Raw genomic sequence first — 11963 nt, 5'->3', positions numbered from 1 at the left:
GGGTTTTTACCCTAATGGGCCTATCCGTTAGAGACCGGTGGAGACGTCGATGGACTGACCGTCGGCGAGCGTAATGATCGCCTTTTTCACGTCCTTCTGCTTTCCGGCAAAGCCGCGGAAACGCTTCGTCTTGCCCTTGCGGACGAGCGTGTTCACGGCCGTAACCTTGACGCCGAACAGAGCTTCGACAGCAGCCTTGATTTCAGGCTTCGAAGCGTCCTTGGCGACGTTGAAGACGACCTGGTTCTGTTCGGAAACCAGCGTCGACTTTTCAGTGATCGAGGGGGACACGATCACGTCGTAGTGGCGAAGATCCGTCATTTGAACCGCTCCTCCAGAGCTTCCACGGCAGCCTTGGAAAGCACGAGCTTGCCACGGCGCAGAATGTCGTAAACGTTGATGCCCTGAACCGGCAGAACGTCCACGTTCGGGATGTTCTGGGCTGCGAGCTTGAAGTTGTTCTCGATCTCGGCGCCGCCGATGATGAGAGCGTTGGTGAGGCCGAGCGACGCAAATACGCCGGCGAGAGCCTTGGTCTTGGCTTCCTTGGCAACGAGATCGTCGATGACGATGATCTCTTCAGCCTTCAGCTTGGCCGACAGTGCATGACGCAAGCCGAGGGCGCGTACCTTCTTCGGCAGGTCGTGTGCGTGGCTGCGGACGACCGGGCCGTGAGCCTTGCCACCGCCGCGGAACTGCGGAGCGCGAGCGGAGTGGTGGCGGGCGCGGCCCGTACCCTTCTGCTTGTACATCTTGGCGCCGGTGCGCGAAACTTCCGCGCGGCCCTTGGCCTTGTGCGTGCCCTGCTGCTTCTTGGCAAGCTGCCAGCGAACGACGCGGGCGATGATGTCTTCACGGGGTTCGAGGCCGAAAATGGCGTCAGAAAGGGAAACCTTTCCCGCGTCCTTGCCCTCGAGGGTTTTGACGTTGAGATCCATTACTCGGCTCCCTTACTTCGATGCTTCGGCGCGCACAGCGGCCGGGCGCGGAGCGCCTTCCGGGGTGCCCGACTTGATGGCGTCACGAACGACGATCCAGGCACCCTTGGAGCCGGGGACAGCGCCCTTGACCAGGATCAGACCGCGGTCTTCATCGGTCGATACGACTTCGAGGTTCTGGGTGGTGACGCGGGTCTGACCCATGTGACCAGCCATGCGCTTGCCCTTCCAAACGCGGCCCGGATCCTGGTTGGAACCGGTCGAACCATGCGAACGGTGCGATACGGAAACGCCGTGCGTTGCACGCAGACCGCCGAAGTTGTGGCGCTTGATCGCACCAGCAAAGCCCTTACCGATCGTGGTGCCGGTAACGTCAACGAGCTGACCGGCAACGAAATGGTTGGCCGTCAGTTCTGCACCGATGTCGATCAGGTTGTCCGCAGAGACGCGGAACTCGACGAGCTTCGCCTTCGGCTCGACGTTGGCAGCAGCAAAATGGCCGCGCATCGCCTTCGGCGTGTTCTTGACCTTGGAACGGCCGGCGCCCAGCTGGACAGCCACGTAGCCATTCTTCTCTTCCGTACGCTGGGCTACCACCTGGCAGTTCTCCAGCTTCAATACTGTAACCGGGATATGCTCACCGGCGTCGTTATAGACGCGGGTCATTCCCACTTTCTGTGCAATCACACCTGAACGCATTGGTTCATTCCTCTTGAGAGTTAGTGGTGGGGCGAGCCCCCTCACATCTCTGGTTTAAGGTTTCCTTGAGATCATCCGATCTTGAGGTCGCCCGTTTTCGGAAGCCGTTGGACCGGGGTCCACGTACCTTCCTTGTTATTAAAGCTTGATTTCCACGTCGACGCCGGCAGCCAGGTCGAGCTTCATCAGCGCGTCAACGGTCTGCGGGGTCGGATCTACGATATCGAGAAGGCGCTTGTGGGTGCGCATTTCGAACTGTTCACGGCTCTTCTTGTCGACGTGCGGCGAGCGGTTGACCGTAAACTTTTCAATGCGCGTCGGCAGCGGTACGGGACCGCGCACGCTTGCACCGGTACGCTTTGCCGTCGACACGATTTCGCGCGTCGAGGCGTCGAGGATCCGGTGATCAAACGCCTTGAGGCGGATGCGGATGTTCTGGCCGTTCATACGACTTATCCTTGTTCATGTTGTCTGCGGTTTCCGTGGAAAAACACGCATTGAACTTCGTTTAATGTTCGGCCAGTCCGCTAATTTTCAAAGATCGGAGGGACAGAGTTTCCCCTGCCCCTTCCTATTTGAGCGGCCGTGGCCGGCCTGTCTTTTTGTGAGCGCACAACGTCGAAGCACCGTGCAAATCACGCGTGGGCGCCATTTGCACTATTTCGTCGTCTTCGGCAAGCCGTGCGACCAACTAAATCTTTCGGGGCGGGTATGTTCGAGGCGCATAGCACATGCGCCTCGCTTGTTCCCGCCCTCAGTCTCGTCGATTACTCGACGATCGAGGCAACGATGCCTGCGCCGACGGTACGGCCGCCTTCGCGGATCGCGAAGCGCAGCTTTTCTTCCATCGCGATCGGAACGATCAGCTCAACGGCAACGGTGACGTTGTCGCCAGGCATAACCATTTCCGTGCCTTCCGGCAGCGTCACGATGCCCGTCACGTCCGTCGTGCGGAAGTAGAACTGCGGACGGTAGTTCGTGAAGAACGGCGTATGACGGCCGCCTTCTTCCTTCGTCAGGATGTAGGCTTCGGCCATGAACTTCTTGTGCGGCTTGACCGAACCCGGCTTGCACAGGATCTGGCCACGCTCAACGCCGTCACGGTTAACACCACGGATCAGCGCGCCGATGTTGTCGCCGGCCTGGCCCTGGTCGAGCAGCTTGCGGAACATCTCAACGCCGGTAACCGTCGTCTTCGACGTGTCGCGGATGCCGACGATTTCGACTTCTTCGCCAACCTTGACGATGCCACGCTCAACGCGACCGGTCACAACCGTACCACGGCCCGAGATCGAGAACACATCTTCGATCGGCATCAGGAACGGCTGGTCAATCGGACGCTCAGGCGTCGGGATGTAGGCGTCAACAGCAGCCATCAGCTCGCGGATAGCGTCTTCGCCGATCTTCTTGTCCGAATCTTCCAGAGCAGCAAGAGCCGAGCCCTTGATGATCGGAATGTCGTCGCCCGGGAATTCGTAGGACGACAGAAGTTCGCGAACTTCAAGCTCGACGAGCTCGAGAAGCTCGGCGTCGTCAACCTGGTCGACCTTGTTCAGGAACACGACGATTGCCGGAACGCCAACCTGGCGAGCGAGCAGGATGTGCTCGCGGGTCTGCGGCATCGGGCCGTCAGCAGCCGAGCAAACCAGGATCGCGCCGTCCATCTGCGCTGCACCGGTGATCATGTTCTTGACGTAGTCGGCGTGGCCGGGGCAGTCAACGTGAGCGTAGTGACGGTTCGGCGTCTCATACTCAACGTGCGCCGTCGAAATGGTGATACCACGGGCCTTTTCTTCCGGCGCGGCGTCGATCTGGTCGTACGCCTTGAACTCGCCGAAGTACTTCGTGATCGCTGCGGTCAGCGACGTCTTGCCATGGTCAACGTGGCCAATCGTGCCAATGTTAACGTGCGGCTTGTTGCGCTCAAATTTGCTCTTTGCCATTTCCGGCTCTCCGTTTTCTATCCCCTCGCGGGGAAAACTTTCTTATCTGCTTTCAGAGGTCGGGTATTCCGGTCACTTCTGACCGGAATACTTCGCCTGGATTTCCTGTGCGACGTTCGACGGGACCGGCGCGTAGTGATCGAAGGTCATCGTGTACTGTGCACGACCCTGCGACATGGAGCGCAGGTTGTCGACGTACTTGAACATGTTCGCGAGCGGGACGTTTGCGTTGATCACAACGGCAACGCCACGCGATTCCTGGCCCTGGATCTGACCACGGCGGGAGTTCAGGTCGCCGATAACGTCGCCGACGTAGTCTTCCGGCGTTACGACTTCGACCTTCATCATCGGCTCGAGCAGCTGTGCACCAGCCTTCTTGGCCGCTTCACGGAAGCAAGCACGCGAAGCGATTTCGAAGGCGAGGACCGAGGAGTCGACGTCGTGGAATGCACCGTCGATGAGCGTCGCCTTGACGCCCAGCATCGGGAAGCCAGCGAGCGGACCCGAAGACAGAACGCTTTCGATACCCTTCTGAACGCCCGGGATGTATTCCTTCGGAACAGCACCGCCGACGATCTTGGATTCGAAGACGAAATCTTCGCCATCCGGGTTCGGTTCGAACACGAGCTTGACGCGCGCGAACTGACCGGTACCACCGGACTGCTTCTTGTGCGTGTAGTCTTCTTCGTGCTGACGGGTGATCGTTTCGCGGTAAGCAACCTGCGGCGCGCCGACGTTGGCTTCGACCTTGAACTCGCGACGCATACGGTCGACGATGATGTCGAGGTGAAGTTCACCCATGCCAGCGATGATCGTCTGGCCGGATTCCTGGTCGGTCTTGACGCGGAAGGACGGGTCTTCGGCTGCCAGGCGGTTGAGCGCGAGGCCCATCTTTTCCTGGTCGCCCTTGGACTTCGGCTCGATCGCGATCTGGATAACCGGCTCCGGGAATTCCATGCGCTCGAGGATGACCGGCTTCAGCGGGTCGCAGAGCGTGTCACCCGTGGTGGTTTCCTTGAGGCCGGCCAGCGCAACGATGTCGCCTGCGAAGGCTTCTTCGATGTCTTCACGCGAGTTCGAGTGCATCTGCAACATGCGGCCGACGCGCTCGCGCTTTTCCTTGACCGTGTTCATGACCGACGAGCCCTTTTCGAGCTTGCCCGAATAAATACGAGCGAAGGTCAGCGAACCAACGAAGGGGTCGTTCATGATCTTGAAGGCGAGCATCGAGAGCGGCTCGGCATCATCAGCGTGACGCTCGATCTCAGCTTCGGTCTTCGCGTCGATACCCTTGATCGCGGGAATGTCGAGCGGCGACGGCAGGTAGTCGACAACGGCGTCGAGAAGCGGCTGCACGCCCTTGTTCTTGAACGCGGTACCGCAGAACATCGGGTGGAACTTCACGTCGATGGTGCCGCGGCGAACGAGTTCGCGGATCTTGTCGTTCGACGGCATGTTGCCTTCCAGGTAGGCTTCCATCGCAGCTTCGTCGATCTCGACAACGGTCTCGATCAGCTTTTCGCGATATTCTTCAGCCTTCGCCTTCATGTCGTCAGGGATTTCGACAACGTCCCACTGAGCGCCGAGAGACTCGTCGCGCCAAACCAGGGCGTTCATTTCGATCAGATCGACAACGCCCTTGAATTCGGTTTCAGCGCCGATCGGCAGCTGCATGACGACGGCGATCGCACCCAGACGGGTCTTGATCATCTCGACCGAGCGGTAGAAGTCCGCGCCGGTCTTGTCCATCTTGTTGCAGAAGATCATGCGCGGAACGTTGTACTTCTCAGCCTGGCGCCAGACGGTTTCCGTCTGCGGCTCAACACCAGCGTTTGCGTCGAGCAGCGCGATTGCGCCGTCGAGAACGCGCAGCGAACGCTCGACTTCAATGGTGAAGTCAACGTGGCCGGGGGTGTCGATGATGTTGAAGCGACGAGCCTTGCCGTCACGACCCTTCCAGAAAGTGGTCGTCGCAGCAGACGTGATCGTGATGCCGCGTTCCTGCTCCTGCTCCATCCAGTCCATCGTCGCGGCGCCGTCGTGGACTTCGCCGATCTTGTGGGACTTGCCGGTGTAGTAAAGGATGCGCTCGGTCGTCGTGGTCTTGCCGGCGTCGATGTGCGCCATGATACCGAAGTTACGGTAGTCTTCGATTTTATATTCGCGTGCCATAGTGGACTGCCTCTTGAGACGTTCGCGCCAGAATTACCAGCGATAATGCGAGAACGCACGGTTGGCATCAGCCATCTTGTGCGTGTCTTCGCGCTTCTTCACGGCGCTACCACGGTTGTTCGCTGCGTCCATGAGTTCGCCGCAGAGGCGATCAACCATGGTCGTTTCGTTACGCTTGCGTGCGGCCGCAATCAGCCAACGGATGGCGAGGGCCTGGCGACGCTCCGGACGAACATCGACCGGAACCTGGTAAGTGGCACCACCGACGCGGCGCGAACGCACTTCAACGTGCGGCGCGATGTTGTCGAGCGCGGAATGGAACACGGTGATCGGTTCCTGCTTCAGCTTGACCTGAACCGCATCGAACGCGCCGTAAACAATGCTTTCCGCTACGGACTTCTTGCCGTGCAGCATGATTGCGTTCATGAACTTCGTGACAACCAGATCACCGAACTTCGGATCCGGGTTGATCTCACGCTTTTCTGCTCTATGACGTCTGGACATACTTCTCGTCTCTTCAAACTGTTTCAGCGCTTTACCACGCGGAGGACCTCGCGCAGCGCCAGGATTTTCAAAACCGAATTACTTCGGACGCTTCGCACCGTACTTCGAACGGCGCTGCTTGCGGTTCTTGACGCCCTGCGTATCGAGAACACCACGGATGATGTGGTAACGAACGCCCGGAAGGTCCTTAACGCGGCCGCCGCGGATCATGACAACCGAGTGTTCCTGAAGGTTGTGACCTTCACCCGGAATGTAGCCGATGACTTCAAAGCCGTTCGTCAGACGAATCTTGGCAACCTTGCGGAGAGCCGAGTTCGGCTTCTTCGGGGTCGTCGTGTAAACGCGGGTGCAAACGCCACGCTTCTGCGGGTTTTCCTGCAGAGCAGGAACCTTATTGCGCTTTACCTGTGCCTGACGAGGCTTGCGGATCAGCTGGTTTACGGTAGGCATATACCCATCCCTTGCAAAATCTTATCACATTACCCTTGCGGGCGGATCGTTGCCGTCGCCGGCAGTTTCGAACGCCTCATGAAATGCGCAAAACAGGGGCCGATCCGCCTTTCCGCAGATGGCCCCAAATAAAGCAGAGGACGCACTATCGTGCGCGTCTTGCGTGCAGCATTGTAGTCGTCGGCGTGCGTTTCGAACCTTGTTTGAGGCGAACTCCAGAACGCGACGTTCCGAACCAGCCAGCCTCACATGGGCTCCGATGCGGCGGGGTGTACTGATTTCAAGGCCAACAGTCAAGGGCAATTAAGAAATATTCTATCGCGCGCAGGCCCGACATGCCTGCAAAACAAGGCTTTTGCACATGGTTTCGAACCTCGTGCCAGCCTCGTCGGCCCTTGGACGGACGGAGTGTCAGACAGGGTTAAGGAATCGGCAACCACTTTGTGGGGGTTTTCCACCATCTTCGAGTCGGTCACTACAGAAGCATCCGAGGCGCGATGCATTTCCATCGCGCCGGACAAAAAAGGGCGCTAAGGTCGCACCAGCCAATCGAAAGGAAACAAAATGGCCGTCACCCCAGACAACGACAATGCCCCGGACGAACCGATGGTGTTCATCATCATCGGCAAGGCCTATGAGACCGACGGCGACGAAGACGGCGTGGACATTCACGTGATGCTGAAGGCGCCCGACGACGATACCGCCGTCCGCGAAGCACTGAACGCCCTTGCAGAAGAGGGTTTTCTCGAGGCTGATCTGGACCAGATCGGCACACTGACCGAAGTCCCGAGCGACGAACCCCACGCCTCCGCCTACCAGGGCGCCCTCGAAGGCGAAGTGGCAATCATCCGCTTTAGCTAATCTTTGCAGTCAGGTGACCTTCGCACTCGCCGTTGCCGCGCGGGTCGACTGCCCAAAAGAAGAAGCCGCCGAGATCGCTCTCGGCGGCTTCTTCTTTGTGTGGGTCAGAGGGCGGAACCGCCCTCCCCGCTTATTCGGCTGCAGCGTTCTCGTTGGCGAGATCGGCGAGCATTGGCGTTGCTGCCTCTGCACCCGTGCCACGACGACGTTCTTCCAGGATCATCTCGTCGCGCGCAGTTGCGATGCGGCGGATCTGGGTCATCGTGCCACCGGTACCGGCCGGGATGAGACGACCGACAATGACGTTTTCCTTCAGGCCCTGCAGGCCGTCCGTCTTGCCGGCGATCGCCGCTTCGGTCAGGACCTTGGTGGTTTCCTGGAACGAAGCCGCCGAGATGAAGGACGGTGTCTGCAGCGACGCCTTGGTGATGCCGAGCAGGACCGGATCGCCGTATGCCGGCTTCTTGCCCTGTTCGATCAGGCCGTCGTTGACATCTTCGAGCTCGATCCGGTCGACATTGTCACCGACGATGTAAGTCGAGTCGCCGGCGTCGGTGATTTCCACCTTCTGCAGCATCTGGCGAACGATGACTTCGATGTGCTTGTCGTTGATGACAACGCCCTGCAGTCGGTAGACTTCCTGGATTTCGTTGACCAGGTAGGAAGCAAGTGCTTCCACGCCCTTGATCGCCAGGATGTCGTGCGGCGCCGGGTTGCCGTCGAGGATGTAGTCGCCCTTTTCGATGTAGTCGCCATCCTGAAGATGGAAGGGCTTGCCCTTCGGGATCAGGTACTCGACCGGCTCGACACCGTCTTCCGCCGGCTCGATCAGAACGCGACGCTTGTTCTTGTAGTCGCGGCCGAAGCGGATCGTACCATCGATCTCAGCGATGATGGCGTGATCCTTCGGACGACGGGCTTCGAACAGTTCGGCAACGCGCGGCAGACCACCGGTGATGTCCTTGGTCTTGGCGCTTTCGAGCGGCGAACGGGCAAGAACGTCACCCTGGCTGACCTTCTGGCCGGGTTCGACCGAGAGGATCGCGTCAACCGAGAGCAAGAAGCGGGCTTCGCCGCCGCGCGACAGCTTGGCAACTGCGCCGTTCTTGTCCTTGATGACGATCGCCGGCTTGAGGTCCGTACCACGCGGGGTCGAACGCCAGTCGATAACCTGACGCTTGGTGATGCCGGTCGACTCGTCGGTCGCTTCGAGCACCGAGATGCCGTCGACGACGTCTTCGAAGTGAACGGTACCTTCTACTTCCGTCATCATCGGACGGGTGTAGGGGTCCCACTCGGCAAGACGCTGACCGCGCTTCACCTTGTCGCCATCGTCGACGAGGATCTTCGAACCATAGGCAACACGCTGCGACGAACGCTCGACGCCACGCTCGTCCAGGATCTGGACCGCCATGTTGCGGCCCATCGCGACGAGAACGCCGTCCGAGTTGCGCAGCATGTTGCGGTTCTTGATCTGGACCGTACCTTCGTACGACGCTTCCAGGAACGACTGGTCGACCACGGTCGCCGTACCGCCCAAGTGGAAGGTACGCATGGTGAGCTGGGTGCCCGGCTCACCGATCGACTGTGCAGCGATAACGCCAACCGCTTCGCCCATGTTGACCGGCGTACCACGAGCCAGGTCGCGGCCGTAGCAGACGCCGCAAACGCCCGTCTGGATTTCGCAGGTCAGCGCCGAGCGGATACGGATCGACTGGATACCAGCCTTCTCGATCTCGATGACGTCGGCTTCCAGGATCATCCGGCCGGCATCGACGATGCGAGCGCCCGTGACCGGGTGATCGATGTCGTCCAGAGCCGTACGGCCAAGGATACGAGCGCCAAGCGAGGCCACGACCTGACCGGCGTCGACAATCGCCGTCATGGTGAGACCGTTTTCGGTGCCGCAATCGACGGAGTTGACGATGCAATCCTGCGCCACGTCGACGAGACGGCGGGTCAGGTAACCGGAGTTCGCGGTCTTCAAGGCGGTGTCTGCCAGACCCTTACGGGCACCGTGCGTCGAGTTGAAGTACTCGTTAACGGTCAGGCCTTCCTTGAAGTTCGAGATGATCGGCGTCTCGATGATTTCGCCCGAGGGCTTGGCCATCAGGCCGCGCATGCCGCCCAGCTGACGCATCTGGTTCGGAGAACCACGAGCGCCCGAGTGCGACATCATGTAGATCGAGTTCATCGGCTTCTGACGGCCGTTTTCGTCGAATTCCACCGCCTTAATGCGGGCCATCATCTCGTCGGCGACCTTTTCGGTCGCCTTGCCCCAGGCGTCGACAACCTTGTTGTACTTTTCGCCCTGGGTGATGAGACCGTCGTTGTACTGCTGCTCGTATTCCTTCACGAGCGCTTCAGTGTCGCCAACGATCTTCACCTTGGTGTCCGGGATGACCATGTCGTCCTTGCCGAACGAAATGCCGGCGCGGCAGGCATGGGCAAAGCCGAGCTGCATGATGCGGTCGCAGAAGATGACCGTGTCCTTCTGGCCGCAGTGACGGTAGACCGCGTCGATCATCTTGGAGATGTTCTTCTTGGTCATTTCCTGGTTGCAGATGTCGAACGGCACGTTGACGTTACGCGGCAGCAGCTCGCCGATGATCATACGGCCAGGCGTGGTTTCATAGATCTTCGAAACCGGGTTGCCCTCGGCATCGACGGTCTTGAAGCGACCACGGATCTTCGCATGCAGGGTCACGGCCTTGGTTTCGAGCGCGTGATGCAGCTCGCCCATGTCCGAGAACGCCATGCCTTCGCCCGGCTCGTTCTGGTTCAGGATCGACAGGTAGTAGAGACCGAGAACCATGTCCTGCGACGGAACGATGATCGGCGCGCCGTTTGCCGGGTGCAGGATGTTGTTCGTCGACATCATCAGCACGCGTGCTTCGAGCTGGGCTTCGAGCGACAGCGGCACGTGAACGGCCATCTGGTCGCCGTCGAAGTCGGCGTTGAAGGCCGTGCAGACGAGCGGATGCAGCTGGATCGCCTTGCCTTCGACCAGGGTCGGTTCGAAGGCCTGGATGCCCAGCCGGTGCAGCGTCGGCGCGCGGTTCAAGAGAACCGGATGCTCGCGGATGACCTCGTCGAGGATATCCCAGACTTCCGGCTTTTCCTTTTCAACCAGCTTCTTGGCCTGCTTGACGGTCGAAGAGAAGCCCTTGGCGTCGAGGCGCGCATAGATGAACGGCTTGAACAGCTCGAGCGCCATCTTCTTCGGAAGACCGCACTGGTGCAGCTTCAGTTCCGGACCGGTCACGATAACCGAACGGCCGGAATAGTCGACGCGCTTGCCGAGCAGGTTCTGACGGAAGCGGCCCTGCTTGCCCTTCAGCATGTCGGACAGCGATTTCAGCGGACGCTTGTTGGCGCCAGTGATGACGCGGCCACGACGGCCGTTGTCGAACAGCGCATCGACAGATTCCTGCAGCATGCGCTTTTCGTTGCGGATGATGATGCCCGGAGCGCGCAGTTCGATCAGGCGCTTCAGACGGTTGTTACGGTTGATCACGCGGCGATAGAGATCGTTCAGATCCGACGTCGCGAAACGGCCGCCGTCGAGCGGAACGAGCGGGCGCAGGTCCGGCGGGATCACCGGAACGACCTTCATGATCATCCATTCCGGACGGTTGCCGGAATCCATGAAGTTCTCGACGATCTTCAGGCGCTTCATCAGCTTCTTCTGCTTCAGATCCGAGGTCGTCTCCGCGAGCTCAGCGCGCAGATCGCCAGCGATCTTCTCCAGATTCATCGAAGCGAGCATTTCATAGATCGCTTCAGCGCCGATCATGGCGGTGAACTGATCTTCGCCGAACTCATCGACGGCGAGCATGTAGTCTTCTTCGCTGAGGAGCTGGTTTTCCTTCAGCGACGTCAGACCAGGCTCGGTCACGATGTAGTTTTCGAAGTACAGAACGCGCTCGACATCCTTCAGCGTCATGTCGAGCAGCGTCGAGATGCGCGAAGGCAGCGACTTCAGGAACCAGATGTGGGCAACGGGAGCGGCGAGCTCGATATGGCCCATGCGCTCACGGCGAACACGCGACAGCGTAACTTCGACGCCGCACTTTTCGCAGATGATGCCCTTGTACTTCATGCGCTTGTACTTGCCGCACAGGCATTCGTAATCCTTGATCGGACCGAAAATGCGGGCGCAGAAAAGACCATCGCGTTCCGGCTTGAACGTGCGGTAGTTGATCGTCTCCGGCTTCTTGATCTCACCGTAAGACCAGGAAAGAATCTTCTCCGGCGAGGCGATCGAAATCCGGATGGAATCGAAGGTCTGTGCAGGCACCTGCGGATTGAAAAGATTCATGACCTCTTGGTTCATGCCTGTCTCCTTTACGGGCTTTACGCCCTGAGCTTGGCGAGGGTGCCGGCAAATCCCGGG

The 11963-nt window shown here is 59.5% G+C and carries 10 protein-coding genes; 1 reads left to right on the top strand and 9 read right to left on the bottom strand.

Annotated features, from left to right (window positions below):
• Positions 1 to 27: 27 nt before the first annotated feature.
• The 8 genes from PWG15_RS05655 to rpsL all read right to left on the bottom strand — a co-directional run bounded on the left by PWG15_RS05655 (position 28) and on the right by rpsL (position 6706).
• A complete protein-coding gene (locus PWG15_RS05655) occupies positions 28 to 321 on the bottom strand; it encodes a 50S ribosomal protein L23 (protein ID WP_057255571.1) in 294 nt (97 codons plus the stop codon).
• Positions 318 to 938: a 50S ribosomal protein L4 gene (rplD, locus tag PWG15_RS05650; protein ID WP_034795521.1), complete on the bottom strand. Its 621-nt coding sequence runs from the start codon at positions 936 to 938 to the stop codon at positions 318 to 320. The genes PWG15_RS05655 and rplD overlap by 4 nt, the downstream gene beginning before the upstream one ends.
• A 12-nt stretch (positions 939 to 950) precedes the next feature.
• A complete protein-coding gene (gene rplC / locus PWG15_RS05645) occupies positions 951 to 1637 on the bottom strand; it encodes a 50S ribosomal protein L3 (RefSeq protein ID WP_057255569.1) in 687 nt (228 codons plus the stop codon).
• Positions 1638 to 1775: 138 nt separating this feature from the next.
• Complete coding sequence (gene rpsJ, locus PWG15_RS05640) at positions 1776 to 2084, bottom strand: 30S ribosomal protein S10 (protein ID WP_003507767.1); 309 nt, start codon at positions 2082 to 2084, stop codon at positions 1776 to 1778.
• Positions 2085 to 2404: 320 nt separating this feature from the next.
• The gene (tuf, locus tag PWG15_RS05635) at positions 2405 to 3580 is read right to left on the bottom strand and encodes an elongation factor Tu (RefSeq protein ID WP_034795467.1); all 1176 of its coding nucleotides are present in this window, start codon (positions 3578 to 3580) and stop codon (positions 2405 to 2407) included.
• 72 nt (positions 3581 to 3652) lie between these two features.
• Positions 3653 to 5752, bottom strand: coding sequence for an elongation factor G (gene fusA, locus PWG15_RS05630; protein WP_275023491.1), 2100 nt, complete (start codon positions 5750 to 5752; stop codon positions 3653 to 3655).
• A 33-nt stretch (positions 5753 to 5785) separates the two neighbouring features.
• Positions 5786 to 6256 (bottom strand): 30S ribosomal protein S7, encoded by a 471-nt coding sequence (gene rpsG, locus PWG15_RS05625; RefSeq protein WP_113541264.1) that lies wholly within the window; start codon positions 6254 to 6256, stop codon positions 5786 to 5788.
• Between the two features lie 78 nt (positions 6257 to 6334).
• Complete coding sequence (rpsL, locus tag PWG15_RS05620) at positions 6335 to 6706, bottom strand: 30S ribosomal protein S12 (RefSeq protein WP_003507760.1); 372 nt, start codon at positions 6704 to 6706, stop codon at positions 6335 to 6337.
• Between the two features lie 564 nt (positions 6707 to 7270).
• Here rpsL and PWG15_RS05615 point away from each other — a divergent pair.
• Positions 7271 to 7567 carry a transcriptional regulator gene (locus tag PWG15_RS05615; protein WP_275023490.1) on the top strand — a complete coding sequence of 99 codons (297 nt, stop codon included), beginning with the start codon at positions 7271 to 7273 and terminating at the stop codon, positions 7565 to 7567.
• Positions 7568 to 7697: 130 nt separating this feature from the next.
• Here the strand turns inward: PWG15_RS05615 and rpoC are convergent, their stop codons facing one another.
• A complete protein-coding gene (gene rpoC, locus PWG15_RS05610) occupies positions 7698 to 11903 on the bottom strand; it encodes a DNA-directed RNA polymerase subunit beta' (RefSeq protein WP_275023489.1) in 4206 nt (1401 codons plus the stop codon).
• Positions 11904 to 11963 lie beyond the last annotated feature (60 nt).

Source organism: Ensifer adhaerens, assembly GCF_028993555.1.
Taxonomy (GTDB): domain Bacteria; phylum Pseudomonadota; class Alphaproteobacteria; order Rhizobiales; family Rhizobiaceae; genus Ensifer; species Ensifer adhaerens_I.
The sequence above is the reverse complement of the archived record's forward strand: the minus strand, read 5'-3'. Positions and strand labels throughout refer to the sequence as shown.

What these genes read in the sequence shown, in the direction of transcription:
- PWG15_RS05655 (WP_057255571.1), bottom strand. Translation starts at nt 321, where the DNA reads ATGACGGATCTTCGCCACTACGACGTGATCGTGTCCCCCTCGATCACT.
- rpsG (WP_113541264.1), bottom strand. Translation starts at nt 6,256, where the DNA reads ATGTCCAGACGTCATAGAGCAGAAAAGCGTGAGATCAACCCGGATCCG.
- rplD (WP_034795521.1), bottom strand. Translation starts at nt 938, where the DNA reads ATGGATCTCAACGTCAAAACCCTCGAGGGCAAGGACGCGGGAAAGGTT.
- rpoC (WP_275023489.1), bottom strand. Translation starts at nt 11,903, where the DNA reads ATGAACCAAGAGGTCATGAATCTTTTCAATCCGCAGGTGCCTGCACAG.
- rpsJ (WP_003507767.1), bottom strand. Translation starts at nt 2,084, where the DNA reads ATGAACGGCCAGAACATCCGCATCCGCCTCAAGGCGTTTGATCACCGG.
- tuf (WP_034795467.1), bottom strand. Translation starts at nt 3,580, where the DNA reads ATGGCAAAGAGCAAATTTGAGCGCAACAAGCCGCACGTTAACATTGGC.
- rpsL (WP_003507760.1), bottom strand. Translation starts at nt 6,706, where the DNA reads ATGCCTACCGTAAACCAGCTGATCCGCAAGCCTCGTCAGGCACAGGTA.
- fusA (WP_275023491.1), bottom strand. Translation starts at nt 5,752, where the DNA reads ATGGCACGCGAATATAAAATCGAAGACTACCGTAACTTCGGTATCATG.
- PWG15_RS05615 (WP_275023490.1), top strand. Translation starts at nt 7,271, where the DNA reads ATGGCCGTCACCCCAGACAACGACAATGCCCCGGACGAACCGATGGTG.
- rplC (WP_057255569.1), bottom strand. Translation starts at nt 1,637, where the DNA reads ATGCGTTCAGGTGTGATTGCACAGAAAGTGGGAATGACCCGCGTCTAT.